The following is a 14883-nucleotide window of genomic DNA, read 5'->3' on the forward strand; positions in this document are numbered from 1 at the left end:
CATTTACTCCTCCATAAGTCCGCCGTGATACAGGCTATAATAGAACCCGCGCTGCGAAAGCAACTCCTCATGTGGTCCCTGCTCAATTAGCCTTCCTTCTTTGAGAACGATAATTTTGTCAGCCATGCGAATCGTGTTCAGACGGTGGGCAATGACAAAGCTGGTGCGCCCCTGCATCAAGCGATGCAAGCCCTCCTGAATTTTGATTTCCGTCACCGTGTCGATGCTGCTTGTAGCCTCATCCAGCACAAGGATGGACGGATTAGCCAGAATCGCCCGTGCGATCCCAAGCAATTGACGTTGCCCCTGACTGATTCCTCCGCCCCCCACATCCAGCACCTTGTCGTAACCCCCAGGCAGCCGGACAATAAAGGAATGTGCGTTAGCCAGTTTGGCTGCTTCTTCTACCTCGGCATCGGTGGCATCCAGCCGCCCATAACGAATGTTCTCGCGGACCGTGCCCTGGAACAGGAAGGAGTCCTGAAGCACAAAGGCCATATGCGAACGCAAGCTCTCGCGGCGGATTGTCCTCGTATCATGTCCATCAATAGATATTGTTCCCTCTGATGGCTCATAGAATCGTGACAACAATTGAATTAATGTCGTCTTTCCCGCCCCTGTTGGCCCAACCAGGGCAATTAACTCTCCGGGCTCCGCCTCAAAATTGATGTCCTCTAACGTATTCCCCTTATCGTCTTCCCCATAGGAAAAGGCTACCCCGGAGAAAGCAACTGCTCCGCGCACAGCGTCCAGCTCCACCGCTTCCACTTCATCGCTGGCTTCCACCTGCTCGTCAAGCACTTCAAATACGCGTTCTGCCCCGGCAATCGCTGATAGCAAGGTATTCCACTGATTGGCCAGATCATTTAACGGCCGGGTGAATTGACGGGCATATTCCACGAACACGATAATAACCCCTATCGTCACCGCACCATGACCGCGAATAGCCAAGATAGCCCCGATCCCGGCAACCATGGCAAAGCTAAGATTGTTCAGCCCATTCATCAGCTTTGGGATAAATCCGGAGATAGTCTGTGCCCAGAAGCCGGAGCTAAGAATGGTCTCATTGCGCTCACGGAAGTTCCGCAGCACGCGCTGCTCCTGAGAGAAGGCCTTAATGATTCGCTGGCCGGACAAGGTTTCTTCTATATAGCCATTCAGACTGCCCAAATCCTGCTGGCGTTTGCGATACAAAGGACCCGTCCGCTTCGTAATCCACCGCATGCCAGCCAGCATAAGCGGAACAACGAGAAAGGTTAACAACGTTAACAACGGACTGAGATACAGCATCACCGCCAGCGTCCCCAGCAAGGTCAGAACACTGGAGAAAATTTGAATGGCCGAGCTGTTGAGCGTAGAACTGACGTTATCCATATCATTGGTCATCCGACTCATGATATCGCCCTGCTGCCGCTTCCCATAGAAGGGAATCGGTAGCTTGTGAAGCTGGGCGAATAACTCGGAGCGCATGCGGTACACCGTTTCCTGAGCAATCTCGATCATCCATATATTTTGCAGCCAGGTGGTCAACGAAGAACCGGCATATACTGCCAGCAGGCCAAGCAGGAACAGCCCCCACGATCCGCCTCCACCCTCAAGGTAATGGTCCACGGCCATACCGACCATGTACGGACCCAGCAGGGCCAGCCCTGAACTGAACACAACCATCAACAGAACGGCTCCAAGCCGGGCCCGATGCACGGATAGATACTGCCAGATTCGTCCCAGCGTACCCGACCAGTTCTTGGCCCTGACCTTAGGAGCTGGCATTCCCCGGCTTCCGCCATGTCCGCCCCGTCTCTGCTTCTCCTGTGCTATCGCCCGTTCAGCCTGCACATCGCGCTCTGGATTCCCCTTACTCACGTCCAGCTTGGGATAAGGATGACGAAAGGGCTCAATGAAGGTCTTGAACATGCTGCACCTCCCCTTCCTTGCCATATTGGGATTCATAGATGCGACGATATAACGCCGAGCTTTCAAGCAATTCCTCGTGCTTGCCGCTTGCGATCAGACGCCCATCGTCAAGCAGCAGGATTAAATCTGCAGAAGCTACGGCACTGATCTTTTGCGTGACCAGCAGGGTGGTGCAGGAGAGATGCGATACTTCCTCCAGCAGGGCAGCCTCCGTACGTACGTCCAGAGCACTGGTGCTGTCGTCCAGAATGAGAATCGAAGGCTGCCGCACCAACGCTCTGGCAATCGATAAACGCTGCTTCTGTCCACCCGACAGGTTCACACCACGTTGACCGAGCCGCGTCTTGTAGCCGAGCGGAAGGCGGGTGATCATCTCATGGATCTGCGCACGCCTGGCCGCCGTCTCAATCTGCCGGTCATCCGCCTCTTCCAGTCCCCACGCAATGTTCTCCCGAATCGTTCCGGTGAACAGCATCACCTCTTGGGGAACGTAGCCGATGGCATGACGCAGTTCGGTACGGTCTACTTCCCGAATGTCCCTGCCGTCGATGCGAATCGTTCCCTCAGTTGGTTCGTACAGCCGGGGCACTAGCTGGATCAGCGAGGACTTACCGGAGCCCGTTGCTCCCATGATTGCTACTCGTTGCCCCGGCTTCACGGTGAAGGACACCTGCTCCAATACAGCCTCCTCCCGGCCCGGATAATGGAAGGACACCCCGGAGAATTCAATGGCCCCCTGGATTGGCGTGAGGGCGACATCCGGACTATCCTTCCTATCCACAACTTTCGGCTGCACAGAATTCCCGGCAATGACCCCAAGTTCTGCTTCCGGATCATCGGTGGTCAGCACCTCCCGAATCCGCCCTTCCGACGCTGAAGCTCGGGAGAACGAATTCATAATCCATGACAATGCCGACAAAGCGCCAATCGTGCGCAAGGAATAGTTGATAACGGCGACAACCTCACCCACGGTAGCCCCGCCACTTTGAATCTCCAGCCTCCCAAACCACAGCACCGCAATAATTCCGGCATTCATGACGAATAACAGAAATGGCATCGTAGTCTCCGTCAGCCGCAATGCCGTAACCGAGTCTTCTCTTAACTCGCGATTGCGCCGCTGAAACCGGCCGATCTCATGGCCCATACGCACGAATACCCGAATCAGCCGCATGCCGGTCAGATTTTCCTGAATCAAGCCATTCATACGGTCGGTACGCTGCTGCACAGTTCGGAACAAAGCCGCCGCCTTCTTAATCATCCACAACACGAACCACAGCAGTATAGGCACCATCACGGTGAGCAGAAGCCCCAGCTTCGCATGGACCAGAAGGGCCATAACCACGCTGCCAATCACTAATAATGGAACCCGCGTGGCAAAGCGCAGACTCATGAAGATCATATCCTGCAGCACGGTGATATCCCCGGTCAGCCGAGTGATTAACGAGGAAGCCGCAAAGCGGTTGAACACCTCATAGGAGAACGATTGTACCTTCTCATACAACTTGTCCCGAAGATCATAACCTACCCCTTGGCTGACGTGAGCAGCAAAAAAGGAACTGCCGATGCCTCCAAGAAAAGCGAGCAACGCACTACCTGTAAGGACTCCGCCCCAGAGCCAGGCGACGGCCACATTACCTTCACGAATGCCATCATCAATGATACGGGCAATTAATAGCGGCTGAATGAGTTCCACAGCCAGTTCGATGAATAGCATGGCAATCGCCGAAATGGCGGCTACCCGGTACTTTTTAAGAAATCCAAATATGACAGTCATCCCTACCCCTCCGTTTCCGGCCCAGTCCGAAGACAAATAAAGCCCCTCCTGACGGCTTGGCCGCAGGAAAGGCATAAGCTATAACTACATCCGTCCAGCCTCACTCTGGACAAATTCAAAGACCGCGTCCACCTTCTCTTCCGTCAGTTGGCCGCTATTATCGAATACATAAATAGATGAAGCGGGAATATCCCAATTAATCTCCGGTACGAATTGTACCCGCTGCTTGAAGTCGTCCCAATGGCTCAGCTTCCAGCTATCGCGGTCCGTGCTTCGTTCAATAATTCGTTCTTTCTGCGTATCCATGTCCTCAAGCGTAACCACAACGACCTTCACGTCTACCTCTTGACTCGACATACCTGCATCTTGCAGAAGCCTCCCCAGCCATTCCCGGCTCTTCAGCTCTGCTGTAAAGGGGGAGATCATGAAGACATTCTGACCCGCCGACAGATTCTCAATACAGATATCACGGGTGGCCTCATACTCCAAATCACGCAAATGTTTTTTGTAAAAATCAGAGTCCCGGTCGTTGGTATCCAGCCCATTCATCTCCAGAATTTTCTCGGCAAAGCGGCCGCCCACCGTATCCCGATCCAGGAAAGCCGCGGACATGCGTCCTGCCAGCTTGCGGGCCACCGTGGTTTTCCCTGTCCCGGCAACCCCTACAAAAAAGACCAACTTCAACATGATGTCATATCCTCCTAAAGTCAACTTATTCTATTGTACTATTTAACAGTGGTTCACAGCCATCCCCCGGCACAAAAAAAGCCGGCATCCGGAATCTCCCGGACCGCCGGCTCTGTAACTCATTAACGCTAAGCCTATCCCTGACGCAGGCGAGTCTCCCGAACCAGCTCACGAACATTATCCTCCAGACGACTAACCAGCTCGTCGGCCAGTTCGAAGCCCCCCTCCTCCTTGCGCGCGACCTGCGAGTCCACCGTGTAGACGCCACCCAGAATATAACGCGCACCAAGTACGGACAGCACAGGCTTCAAGGCATATTCAATACTGAGCAGATGGGCCAGACTCCCCCCAATAAAGAGGGGCAAGACCACCTTGCCAGTTAATCCTTTTTGCGGGATTAAGTCCAGGAACGTCTTCAGCACGCCGGTATACGAAGCTTGATACACGGGACTTGCCACGATGATAGCATCCGCTTCCGCCACTCGGGCATTGGCCTTGACGATGGCCTCGCTCTCAAAGCGGGCGTTGATCAAATCTTCCGCAGGCAATTCACTGACATTCAGTCGGCTCACTTCAAATCCCTCTTGAATGAGTAATTCCTCTGTCCGTGCTATAACCGCGCTAAGCCGTGAACCCGGCGTAGGACTGCCGTTGATGATTGTAATCTTCATGAATAGGTTTCCTCCCTGTATATGGCGAATATATGTTATGCATAATTCCGACAAAATGACTACACTTTAAAATGATGCTATCAACATTTTAAGCAAAAGTCAACGCAAACCCTACTCGTCCAGCCTGTTCATCATCGCCTGGTCTCATTTTTATCCCCTGAACTTGAATCCAGCAAGCTCATGTGCAATAGTGGAAAGAGGAAACTGGAAAGGGTGATCGTCTTGTCACTGCCGGACTTTATCGCCTGGCTGCATCAGCAGGATCATTCCGCATTCGCAGCCTTCATTGGATTAATTATTATTGCAGGCTTATATGGCGCCTCGCGCTACAGCATATCTCGGAACGAACAGACCCGCCTGGAATACATAATGCTTAGCCTGGAGCGGTATGCCGCTGCCTCGGCCTCGCTGATTACCGTTCTACAGGAAGACGAAGTCTCGGCCGCGCAGCAGCATAAGGATCTGAACGAGAAGCTGCTGGCATGCCGTACCGCTCCCTACGCAACGGATAATGTGTTAGCCTTCATAGCCGATGGTGATGAAGCTCGGTTGCCCATCCTGCTTAGAGCGATTGAACGGGAAAGCGAGCAGCTTATTGCCGAACGCAACAGACTGCTAAATCGCCGGGAACGACCCGGATGGGGAAGCTGGATTTGGCGTATATGTCGCCCCTTGCTCCCTGCGTTATGCACATTCGCTCTTGGAGGACTGCTGTTAGGGTCGCTTGGATTGCTGCACACGTCCTTCTCCGGCCGTGTTAATAGCGAATTCATAATCTTCTCCTGGATTCGCCTGGCTTCGGTCTGGCTCGCTCTACTGCTGATTTATCTTGCCACCTCTGGTGGCCCTAACCGACATCCTCGCGCATTCTCGATGCGTGTATTAGCTCTCTTTATCGGCTTACTAACCTTGTTGCATCTCGCAGGCCTCTGGCTCGCTCCTTACATTTTGGGTCTTCAAGGGCTACTGTTGCTTGGCGGCTTCCGCCTGAACGGTCGCAAGCCCCGCAAAGCCCGCCCTTATGCAGGCCAAGCCGATCCTGCCGCACCAGGCACTATGGCGAAGGATGCTGAGTCTACATCACCGATGCTCAGTGAAGATGATCAGATGCAATAACACCCTCTACTCCGGGCAGAATCGCACCGGAATAGAGGGTGTTTGCATAAGCATCAGCCATATCATTATGATTCGCGAATAGCCTTGGCAGCACGGCGTGCAGGAACAGCCGACCGCGCCGCACCTGTGCCGAGTTCATAGCGTTTGCGCTCCGTCCGTTCCACCTGAACAATCTGTCCTTCATGAACCACGATGTTCAGGGAACCGAATTCCAGCCCACTGAGCAGTTCCCCAATCCGCTCCAGCCATACTTCATCTACTTTTAATGGTTTTGCCATCACGACAGCCCTCCCCAACTATATTCAGTTCTTTCGTTAATGACGGCTCTTGCGTGTAAACCAGCCCTTCAGTAACAACGTGACCAGCGCCAGCAACAATAGCAGAGATGCAACCGCAAATGAAGCGGAGAACTGGTATTCGTTGTACAAAATTTCTACATGCAGCGGCAACGTGTTTGTTTCTCCCCGAATATGCCCCGATACGACGGACACAGCCCCAAATTCCCCCATCGCCCGGGCGTTGCATAATACGATGCCATACAGTAGTCCCCATTTGATATTAGGCAAGGTGACCTTCCAGAAAATACGAAATCCCCTCGCGCCCAGCATGACCGCCGCCTCTTCCTCCTGCTGCCCTTGATCCTCCATCAACGGAATCAATTCCCGGGCAACGAACGGGAAGGTGACGAAGATCGTAGCCAGTAAAATACCGGGAAAAGCAAAAATAATCGATATATTGTGTTCATCCAGCCAAGGGCCAAACCAGCCATTGGAGCCATACACCAGGACGTAAATCAAGCCACCGATTACCGGAGATACAGCAAAAGGCAAATCGATTAGCGTCACAAGTACCTGCCTGCCGCGGAACCTGAACTTCGTAATCGCCCAGGCAGCAGCTACGCCAAATACCGTATTCAGCGGAACGGTGATGGCTGCTACCAACAACGTGAGCCTCAAGGCCGATAAGGCATCAGGATCTCTGATCGCCGCTACATATACTCCCCAGCCTCGCTTGAGCGCTTCCGTCAGCACCACCGCCAGCGGCAGAACAATTAACCAAAGCAGCACCAGTCCGGCGGCTGTCACCAGCACCCATTTCATGACGTTGGAATCTTTCTTTGCCGCTCTGCGCGGTGTTGTTGGTTGACCCGCAGCCATGGGCACAGTACCTGCCATGCTCTTCCCTCCCGTCCACTCAATCATGTTCCGGCTTGTCTTCTACCGCGCTTCATTAACGTGCAGTTTTACGGATTCGGCGCTGCAGTGAATTGATCAGAAGCAGCAGCACAAAAGAAATCAACAGCAGCATTAAAGCCACTGCCGTGGCCCCGGCATAGTCAAATTGCTCCAGCTTGGACATTATCAGTAGCGGCGCAATCTCCGTCTTCATCGGCATATTACCGGAAATGAAGACCACCGAGCCATACTCCCCAATACCACGGGCGAAAGCAAGCGCAAAGCCGGTAAGCAGCGGTGGCAGTAGCTCGGGCAGCACCACCGAACGGAAAGTGCGAAGACGACTCGCTCCAAGCGTAGCGGCCGCCTCCTCCACCTCAGCATCAAGATCTTGCAGCACCGGCTGGACGGTTCGGACGACGAAGGGAATGCCAATGAACATCAGCGCCAGTGTAATCCCAATAGGCGTAAAGGCTATGCGCAATCCCAACGGCTCCAGCAGCGAGCCGATCCATCCGTTAGCAGAGTAGATCGCCGTTAATGATACCCCGGCAACAGCAGTAGGCAAGGCAAATGGAAGATCAATCATGGCATCAAATACGCCCTTGCCAGGGAAATCATAACGCACCAGCACCCAGGCAAGCAGCAGGCCCAGCACCGCATCGATCAAGCCGGCTGCCGCCGCCGTCAGGAAGCTTACCTTGTACGACGCCAGCACCCGAGGATCGGTCGCAATGTCCCAGAACTTCTCCCAGGTGAGCCCCGTCGAATTCAGCAGCAGAGCCGAGAGCGGAATCAATACGACCAGACTGAGGTACAAGACGCTGTATCCCATCGTCAGGCCAAAGCCGGGCAAGACGCCGCGCTTCGTAGTGCCACTATGCATAGAACAACTCCATCCTTTCAGGCAGGGCGGTTACTGCGGTACATAGATTTGACTAAAGATGCCATCATCCTTGAAGTGCTTGGTCTGAGCCTCTCCCCAGCCGCCGAACTCATCGATGGTAAACAGCTTGATCTCCGGGAACTGATCGGCGAACTTCTCTTGAACGCTCGCCAAGGTTGGACGATAATAATTCTCTGCGGCAATGGTCTGTCCTTCCTCGGTATAGAGGTATTTCAAGTAGGCTTCGGCTACCTCCCGTGTCCCCTTCTTATCCACATTCTTGTCTACAATCGCCACGGGCGGTTCGGCCAAAATACTTTCCGACGGATACACAATGTCGAATTTATCCGGGCCTAATTCCTTCACAGACAACCAAGCTTCGTTCTCCCAAGCTAGCAATACATCCCCCAGGCCACGTTCTACGAAGGTAGTCGTCGATCCACGGGCTCCGCTGTCCAACACGGGAACATGTCTGAACAATTCCTGGACGAATTCCTTGGCCTTCTCTTCATCATTATTGTTGTTGTGCAGAGCATATCCCCAGGCTGCAAGATAATTCCAACGTGCGCCACCGGAGGTCTGCGGATTTGGCGTAATGACTTCCACGCCTTCCTTGATCAGATCATCCCAGTCCTCCAAGCCCTTGGGATTCCCCTTGCGGACCAGAAAGACGATGGTCGAGGTATAAGGTGAACTGTTAAGCTCGAACCTCTGTTGCCACCCTTCGTCAATCAAGCCACTCTCTTGAATGGCATCAATGTCGTACCCCAGTGCCAGAGTAACTACATCCGCCTTCAACCCGTCGATGACCGACCGGCTTTGCTTGCCTGACCCCCCATGCGACTGCTTAATCGTGATTTGCTGTCCGCTCTCCTGCTTCCAATACGCAGCGAAGGCTTCGTTATATTTCTCATACAATTCCCGAGTCGGGTCGTAGGATACGTTCAGCAGCTCAACAGCCTTCGGTTTGTCGCTTCCCCCGGACGCATCCGCCTTCGCACCGGCAGTTCCGCTTCCTCCTTCGCCCGCCGAGCAAGCTGCCATCACCACAACCAATGCTATTGCCAGACCATTCAGAATTCCTCGCTTCAACCTTCTGCTCATCGTATCACTCCCTTAGCTCCCTTTTATTGTTCGCGTTACATAGACACGGCAGGCTAACTCGCTCCTCCAAAAGTCAGGTGAACACACCGGAGCCTACCACCAGCAGGGGCTTCTACTCCTCATCCCGCTCCCTATCCTCTCTCCAGTGCTTGTCACCACGCCTCTTAAAAAACAGAAAAACGCCCTGTCCCTACGGTCAAACCGAGCTACTACCCGTGTCTGCCGAGGCAAGCAGAGCGTTCCTCCGTTTGTACGGCGGGAACTCAATTAATCCTACCTGTTTAGTATGCTATGGTGTTATTTTATATGCGTCGTCTACTCCTGTCAAACCTTTTTATGTAAAAATTTGAAAAATCACTTCTCAACCCAGGGGGCAATGCAAGATGGCTTGCTGATAGTCACGTTTTGCCCGGTTAGCTCAAGCCGCCCTGTTAGCTCATCTCGCCGTAACACGGCGATATTGTCGCTGTACTGGTTAGCCACAAGCACATAACTTCCCAGCATCGCAAAATTACGCGGCCAACTTCCTCCTGCGGCTGTCCAGGATGGATCATGAAGATACCCCGTATCGGGATCAATGCGGAAGCCCACGACACTGTCATGCCCCCGATTGGAGCCATAGACAGATCGCCCATCTGAAGATAGATGAATATCTGCTGGATAATTCTCCCCCGTGTACCCATCCGGCAGCGAGCAGATATGCTGCACCGCCTCCAACCGGCCCTCTACGGGATTGAAGGCATAGGTCGTCAGCGTACTGTTCAATTCATTAATGCCATAGGCGAAGCGTTGAGAAGGATGAATGACGAAATGCCGCGGCCCCGCACCTGGTGGTAAGTCAACCTCGCCATGCCACTTCAAGTCTCCTCCCTCCAGCCGATAGATGATAACCTTGTCGGTTCCCAGATCAGAGGCAAAGGCGAATCGCCCATCCGGACTTGGGACCAGGCTATGGGCATGAGCAGACTCCTGCCGCTCCGCATTCACACTGCTCCCCTCATGACGGACCCGGGCGGTCATCTCTCCTGGCGCCCCATTCGTATCCAGCGCAAAGACATTGACATCACCACTGGAATAATTGGCTACCAGCAAGTGCCGCTCGGTCCCCGGCAGCAGCGCCAAATGACAAGGGTCCGCCCCCTCGGTGCCCACATTGTCCCCCATCTTGGTAAGGCTCCCCTCCTTGGGATCAATAGCATAACCGGCTACCTGTCCCTCGCTCTGTTCACTAACGGTATATAGCCGTAATTTCTTAGCATCCGTGATTAAGAAGGAGGGATTTGCTATCCCCGCCTGCTCCTGTACTATTCGTATTTTGCCGGACTGAAGCTCAAGTTCGCACAAATAAATACCCGACTCGCTCTCCTCCGCGTAAGTTCCAACATAAAACCGTAAACTCTCTGCTTTTTCCTTATTCATAAGTGATAAATTCCTCCTATTGTTGATCTGATATTCTTTAAAGCAAGGATTTGAAACAAAGTGGAACTACTGTGATATAATCGTGATCAAAAGATGACTTTTTTTGAACTACCACTTGTAGAAAGGGACTCTTGCATGAACCTGATCACGAACCTGATTAATTCTCCATATATGCCGTTTGCCTTTACTTTTGGTGCGCTCGCCATGGCCGTGACCGCTCTATTCATTCGATTAAAGGCCAGTCGTCGGCCTATTACCGTCAAGAAGATTATCATCCCGCCGCTAGGCATGACGACCGGGTTTGGCATGTTCATTGTCCCGGAGACCCATATTCCGATACTTTGGGGTTTGATTGCCTTTGTCTGCGGCTGGTTCTTATTCTCATACCCGCTCATCCGCACGACCAAATTCGAGAACATTAACGGCGAGATTTATGCCGAACGTTCACGGAGCTTCGTCCTGATTCTGATTGGGCTACTCATCGTAAGGCTGTTGCTTCACGAGGTCGTGTACCAATACATCTCCGTCATGCAGACGGGAGCCGTCTTCTTCTTGCTTGCCTACGGCATGATTACCCGCTGGCGGCTCTTCATGTTCAAGCAATATCGCTCGATCACGGGTGATTGAACCGCGGCTTGAACTCGGAAGCATGAACGGTGACTCCCTTCAACATATTAGATTTTAGATGTACTTGCAATCCCCGGACACAAGCCAGAACTTCTGTGTAAAACAAAAAGAAGCTTTCCCCACTGAAATCAGTTCGATGGGCAAAGCTTCTTTATTGTTGTTGACCTTAGAGCGGCGTATCTAAGCCTTCTTGGTCGCCGATTTATGTTCCGAGCTGGGATTTGACAATTGAGGAAGCATGCGCGTTCCTTTTACCATTTCGGAAGAGCAAAGCGGACAAACAGGGCTGTAATCGAAGGTGAAGTTGTCCCGCATCCATCCGTTGCAATCCTCACTCGTACAAGTCCAAACCGGTGTATTCTCCTCAGGAATTTCTTCTAACGTTTTTTTACGGTAGTTCATAATTCCCCTCCTCCAAAAGTGAGCATGTCAGCCACCCGGATGTATTGGTTAGTTCTAAATATATACTATTCAGAGGCCGAAGCGAACTTCAAAATAATTAACCTCATGAACTAAAAAGAGTTAATAAAAACTGCCCTTAATGCGAAAACGCATTAAGAGCAGTTTCAGCCTGCATTACAGTTTTACAACGTTTTCAGCTTGTGGGCCGCGGTTGCCTTGAACCACGTTGAATTGTACGCGTTGGCCTTCGTCCAGCGTTTTGAAGCCTTCGCCAGTGATCGCGCTGAAATGTACGAATACGTCATTTCCGCCTTCCACTTCGATAAAGCCAAAACCTTTTTCTGCGTTAAACCATTTAACTGTTCCTGTTTCCATGAAGGTATACCTCCTGTTTAAAGATTAACATGATCCATTTTTTCTACTTACATAAAAAAAATTCACATATTGAAAAAAGTTCCATTTTTTTAAAAGTGACACTCTTTTCAATGTGTGAATATCTTCTTCCAAAAATAAGAGTTATTTGTATTATAGCCCGTTGGCAAATAAAAAGCAAATCTCCTGTGCAATTCTAATAAAAAAAGGGCCAGGGTGGACAAATGGGACGCAATCTCCTTATAATGACAGGGTAAGCTGCAGTTGAATAGTTCGGGGGTGCCGGGACATGGCCGGCTGAGATTGTATTCCTTATAATACTGACCCTTTGACCTGATCTGGATAATGCCAGCGTAGGGAGCCATGATTAATGGAAGAAGCTTTGCTTCATTTCCGTCTACCTGTCGCGTCCCAGTCTGGGGCGCTTTTTTTGCGTCCAGGCCGTTGTCCCAAGGCAGCAGGCCGTTTACGGACAGTCATCCAGGGTTATACAAGAACAACGCTGCGGAAATAAATGATAAGAAGGAGACTACTGCCATGAGAAAACAACGAAAGCTCGGCACATTCACCACGCTGACCCTCTGCGGCATGTTGCTGGCACTCGCACTGAGCGGCTGCGGGACCAATGCTAATTCAGGAGCGGCGAACAACACTTCCGGAGGTAACGGCAACAATTCGGCGGCCACCGAACCGGAAGCATCATCAAATGAAGAATTGCGGGATATTAGACTGGTGCTCGACTGGAGCCCTAACACGAACCATACCGGACTTTATGTCGCTAAGGACCAGGGATTTTTTGAAGAGGAAGGCCTGAACGTCGATATCGTACTGCCGGGGGCCGGTGGTGCCGATGCAATGGTTGCCTCGGGTGAAGTCCCGTTTGGCGTCAGCATTCAGGAGAACGTCACACAAGGACGTATTCAGAACGTTCCGCTCGTTTCTCTAGCTGCGGTCATTCAGCATAATACCTCCGGATTTGCCGCACCGGTAGCCAAAAATATCAAATCGCCCAAAGATTTTGAAGGCAAAGCTTATGGCGGCTGGGGTTCCCCTGTTGAAGAAGCAGTTATCAAATCGATTATGGATTTGCAGGGTGCCGATTCCAGCAAGGTGAAGTATCTGAACATCGGAGATGCCGACTATTTCACAGCCGTGAAGCGGGACATCGATTTTGCCTGGATTTTTTATGCCTGGACCGGTATTGAAGCTGAGCTTCGTGGTGAGCCGCTGGATATGCTGTACGTGAAGGACTTCTCTGACCAGCTTGACTACTACACCCCGATCATCGTTACCAACGAGCAGACCATCAAGGATGACCCGGAACTGGTCAAAGCATTTATGCGGGCCGTTACGAAGGGTTATGAGTACACGATCGATCAACCGGAGGCAGCCGCAGAAATTCTGCTCAAAGCCGTACCGGAATTGGACAAGGACCTGGTTGTAGCCAGCCAGAAATGGCTGAGCCCGAAATACCAGGAAGATGCCCCGCGTTGGGGAGAACAAAAACGTGAAGTCTGGGAGAACTATGCGAACTGGATGCACGAACGGGGCTTGCTAGAGAAGCCACTTGAGGTTGATGCCGCCTTTACCAATGAGTTCTTGCCTGAATAATACAATAAACTCTCATCTTGAAAGGATGGTTACCTACTATGCCAAACGCACTACTCAGTATTCAAGTGATTCCAAAGACACCCGGCGGTGAAGATGTTATTCCTTATGTAGACCGCGCTATTGAGGTCATTCAGGATTCTGGAGTCAAATATCAGGTTAACCCACTAGAGACAACCATGGAGGGAGAGCTTGACGAACTGCTGGAAATTGTCAAGAAAATGAATGAAGCGTTGGTCGAATTCGGCAGCAACGGCGTCATTTCACAAATCAAAATATCTTATAATCCCAAAGGTGTCAGTATGGACAAGCTGATAGAGAAATATCGGCCATGAATCTCCGCAGCCTGTGGAACAGCATTTGGCCGCCCCTCGTGGCGGTCATCTTGTTTTTACTGATCTGGCAAGGAGCAACCACCTGGTTCCGGATTGAAAAATGGATTCTTCCCAGCCCCGTAGATATCGGCCGGGAAGCGGCAGCAGGAGCCACGGGCTTATGGGGACATACGCTGGCAACGCTGCGACTGATGCTGATGGGCTTTGCCATCGGGACGCTGGTGGGTCTTATGGTAGCTTTTACCCTGCACTATGTACCATTCTTAAAAAAATCACTGTACCCGCTTATCATTTTGAGTCAAAACGTGCCTACCATCGCCCTCGCCCCTCTGTTGATGATCTGGTTCGGCTTCGGGATATTGCCCAAAATTATCGTAATTACGCTGGTTTGCTTCTTCCCGGTGGCAGTAGCCGCTATGGACGGACTGATGCGCACGGACCGGGCCATGCTGGACTACATGCGAATGATTGGCGCATCCAAAGGGAATATCTTCCGTAAGCTTGAAGTGCCTTATGCGATTCCCTCCATTCTATCGGGAGTCAAGATTGCGGCTACCTACAGCGTCATGGGGGCCGTGATTGCCGAGTGGATTGGGGCGGATAAGGGCATCGGGTATTATATGATGCTGCAGAAGTCTTCCTTCCGTACGGATAAGATCTTTGTTGCCATTGCAATCATCGTTGCTATCAGCCTCACCATGTTCGCCTGCGTAGCCTTACTAGAGAAATGGCTGGTTCGATATAAGCCAGCGAACGACCGACGATAGAATTAAATGATATATAGAAAGGAGGT

General features: G+C 51.9%; 16 protein-coding genes and 1 riboswitch. Of the genes, 5 read left to right on the forward strand and 11 right to left on the reverse strand.

From position 1 onward, the window contains the following. Positions 1-3: 3 nt before the first annotated feature. The 4 genes from AC1VOR_RS13700 to ssuE form a co-directional block, all read right to left on the reverse strand. The gene (locus tag AC1VOR_RS13700; RefSeq protein ID WP_482618515.1) at positions 4-1914 is read right to left on the reverse strand and encodes an ABC transporter ATP-binding protein; all 1911 of its coding nucleotides are present in this window, start codon (positions 1912-1914) and stop codon (positions 4-6) included. Beyond that, positions 1895-3688: an ABC transporter ATP-binding protein gene (locus AC1VOR_RS13705; protein WP_482618571.1), complete on the reverse strand. Its 1794-nt coding sequence runs from the start codon at positions 3686-3688 to the stop codon at positions 1895-1897. Before AC1VOR_RS13705 ends, AC1VOR_RS13700 begins: the two co-directional genes overlap by 20 nt. Positions 3689-3772: 84 nt before the next feature. Further along, positions 3773-4375, reverse strand: a complete 603-nt coding sequence (locus tag AC1VOR_RS13710; protein ID WP_482618516.1) for a P-loop nucleotide/nucleoside kinase family protein — start codon at positions 4373-4375, stop codon at positions 3773-3775. A 134-nt stretch (positions 4376-4509) separates the two neighbouring features. Then, complete coding sequence (ssuE, locus tag AC1VOR_RS13715; protein ID WP_482618517.1) at positions 4510-5046, reverse strand: NADPH-dependent FMN reductase; 537 nt, start codon at positions 5044-5046, stop codon at positions 4510-4512. 213 nt (positions 5047-5259) lie between these two features. Between ssuE and AC1VOR_RS13720 the strand changes: the two genes are divergently transcribed. Then, positions 5260-6162, forward strand: a complete 903-nt coding sequence (locus AC1VOR_RS13720; RefSeq protein WP_482618518.1) for a hypothetical protein — start codon at positions 5260-5262, stop codon at positions 6160-6162. A 65-nt stretch (positions 6163-6227) separates the two neighbouring features. Here AC1VOR_RS13720 and AC1VOR_RS13725 read toward each other — a convergent pair whose 3' ends face one another. The 5 genes from AC1VOR_RS13725 to AC1VOR_RS13745 all read right to left on the reverse strand — a co-directional run bounded on the left by AC1VOR_RS13725 (position 6228) and on the right by AC1VOR_RS13745 (position 10746). Continuing rightward, positions 6228-6440, reverse strand: coding sequence for a YezD family protein (locus AC1VOR_RS13725; protein WP_482618519.1), 213 nt, complete (start codon positions 6438-6440; stop codon positions 6228-6230). A 36-nt stretch (positions 6441-6476) separates the two neighbouring features. Continuing rightward, the gene (gene cysW, locus AC1VOR_RS13730) at positions 6477-7319 is read right to left on the reverse strand and encodes a sulfate ABC transporter permease subunit CysW (protein ID WP_482618572.1); all 843 of its coding nucleotides are present in this window, start codon (positions 7317-7319) and stop codon (positions 6477-6479) included. Between the two features lie 73 nt (positions 7320-7392). Then, entirely contained in the window at positions 7393-8223 is an 831-nt protein-coding gene (gene cysT, locus AC1VOR_RS13735) for a sulfate ABC transporter permease subunit CysT (protein ID WP_482618520.1), read from the reverse strand. 30 nt (positions 8224-8253) lie between these two features. Continuing rightward, the gene (locus AC1VOR_RS13740; protein WP_482618521.1) at positions 8254-9327 is read right to left on the reverse strand and encodes a sulfate ABC transporter substrate-binding protein; all 1074 of its coding nucleotides are present in this window, start codon (positions 9325-9327) and stop codon (positions 8254-8256) included. Between the two features lie 354 nt (positions 9328-9681). After that, complete coding sequence (locus AC1VOR_RS13745; protein ID WP_482618522.1) at positions 9682-10746, reverse strand: lactonase family protein; 1065 nt, start codon at positions 10744-10746, stop codon at positions 9682-9684. 135 nt (positions 10747-10881) lie between these two features. Between AC1VOR_RS13745 and AC1VOR_RS13750 the strand changes: the two genes are divergently transcribed. Beyond that, positions 10882-11373, forward strand: coding sequence for a CcdC family protein (locus AC1VOR_RS13750; protein WP_482618523.1), 492 nt, complete (start codon positions 10882-10884; stop codon positions 11371-11373). Positions 11374-11553: 180 nt separating this feature from the next. Here AC1VOR_RS13750 and AC1VOR_RS13755 read toward each other — a convergent pair whose 3' ends face one another. Further along, positions 11554-11775 (reverse strand): cold-shock protein, encoded by a 222-nt coding sequence (locus AC1VOR_RS13755; protein ID WP_018749911.1) that lies wholly within the window; start codon positions 11773-11775, stop codon positions 11554-11556. A 174-nt stretch (positions 11776-11949) separates the two neighbouring features. Continuing rightward, a complete protein-coding gene (locus AC1VOR_RS13760) occupies positions 11950-12150 on the reverse strand; it encodes a cold-shock protein (RefSeq protein WP_009223993.1) in 201 nt (66 codons plus the stop codon). Between the two features lie 262 nt (positions 12151-12412). Then, positions 12413-12524: riboswitch (TPP riboswitch) on the forward strand. Between the two features lie 160 nt (positions 12525-12684). Between AC1VOR_RS13760 and AC1VOR_RS13765 the strand changes: the two genes are divergently transcribed. Genes AC1VOR_RS13765 through AC1VOR_RS13775 form a run of 3 tightly spaced genes read left to right on the forward strand, consistent with a single transcriptional unit; the run spans position 12685 to position 14857 of the window. After that, a complete protein-coding gene (locus tag AC1VOR_RS13765; protein WP_482618524.1) occupies positions 12685-13758 on the forward strand; it encodes an ABC transporter substrate-binding protein in 1074 nt (357 codons plus the stop codon). Positions 13759-13796: 38 nt separating this feature from the next. Continuing rightward, on the forward strand, positions 13797-14090 hold the full coding sequence (locus tag AC1VOR_RS13770; RefSeq protein ID WP_482618525.1) for an MTH1187 family thiamine-binding protein: 294 nt from the start codon (positions 13797-13799) through the stop codon (positions 14088-14090). Further along, positions 14087-14857: an ABC transporter permease gene (locus AC1VOR_RS13775; RefSeq protein ID WP_482618526.1), complete on the forward strand. Its 771-nt coding sequence runs from the start codon at positions 14087-14089 to the stop codon at positions 14855-14857. Before AC1VOR_RS13770 ends, AC1VOR_RS13775 begins: the two co-directional genes overlap by 4 nt. The last annotated feature ends 26 nt before the right edge of the window (positions 14858-14883 follow it).

Source organism: Paenibacillus sp. 1SOY10, assembly GCF_056836745.1.

Bases quoted from the DNA above. Each gene is read 5' to 3' on its own strand.
- AC1VOR_RS13700 (WP_482618515.1), bottom strand. From the start codon at position 1,914: ATGTTCAAGACCTTCATTGAGCCCTTTCGTCATCCTTATCCCAAGCTG.
- AC1VOR_RS13705 (WP_482618571.1), bottom strand. From the start codon at position 3,688: ATGACTGTCATATTTGGATTTCTTAAAAAGTACCGGGTAGCCGCCATT.
- AC1VOR_RS13710 (WP_482618516.1), bottom strand. From the start codon at position 4,375: ATGTTGAAGTTGGTCTTTTTTGTAGGGGTTGCCGGGACAGGGAAAACC.
- ssuE (WP_482618517.1), bottom strand. From the start codon at position 5,046: ATGAAGATTACAATCATCAACGGCAGTCCTACGCCGGGTTCACGGCTT.
- AC1VOR_RS13725 (WP_482618519.1), bottom strand. From the start codon at position 6,440: ATGGCAAAACCATTAAAAGTAGATGAAGTATGGCTGGAGCGGATTGGG.
- cysW (WP_482618572.1), bottom strand. From the start codon at position 7,319: ATGGCTGCGGGTCAACCAACAACACCGCGCAGAGCGGCAAAGAAAGAT.
- cysT (WP_482618520.1), bottom strand. From the start codon at position 8,223: ATGCATAGTGGCACTACGAAGCGCGGCGTCTTGCCCGGCTTTGGCCTG.
- AC1VOR_RS13740 (WP_482618521.1), bottom strand. From the start codon at position 9,327: ATGAGCAGAAGGTTGAAGCGAGGAATTCTGAATGGTCTGGCAATAGCA.
- AC1VOR_RS13745 (WP_482618522.1), bottom strand. From the start codon at position 10,746: ATGAATAAGGAAAAAGCAGAGAGTTTACGGTTTTATGTTGGAACTTAC.
- AC1VOR_RS13750 (WP_482618523.1), top strand. From the start codon at position 10,882: ATGAACCTGATCACGAACCTGATTAATTCTCCATATATGCCGTTTGCC.
- AC1VOR_RS13755 (WP_018749911.1), bottom strand. From the start codon at position 11,775: ATGAACTACCGTAAAAAAACGTTAGAAGAAATTCCTGAGGAGAATACA.
- AC1VOR_RS13760 (WP_009223993.1), bottom strand. From the start codon at position 12,150: ATGGAAACAGGAACAGTTAAATGGTTTAACGCAGAAAAAGGTTTTGGC.
- AC1VOR_RS13765 (WP_482618524.1), top strand. From the start codon at position 12,685: ATGAGAAAACAACGAAAGCTCGGCACATTCACCACGCTGACCCTCTGC.
- AC1VOR_RS13770 (WP_482618525.1), top strand. From the start codon at position 13,797: ATGCCAAACGCACTACTCAGTATTCAAGTGATTCCAAAGACACCCGGC.
- AC1VOR_RS13775 (WP_482618526.1), top strand. From the start codon at position 14,087: ATGAATCTCCGCAGCCTGTGGAACAGCATTTGGCCGCCCCTCGTGGCG.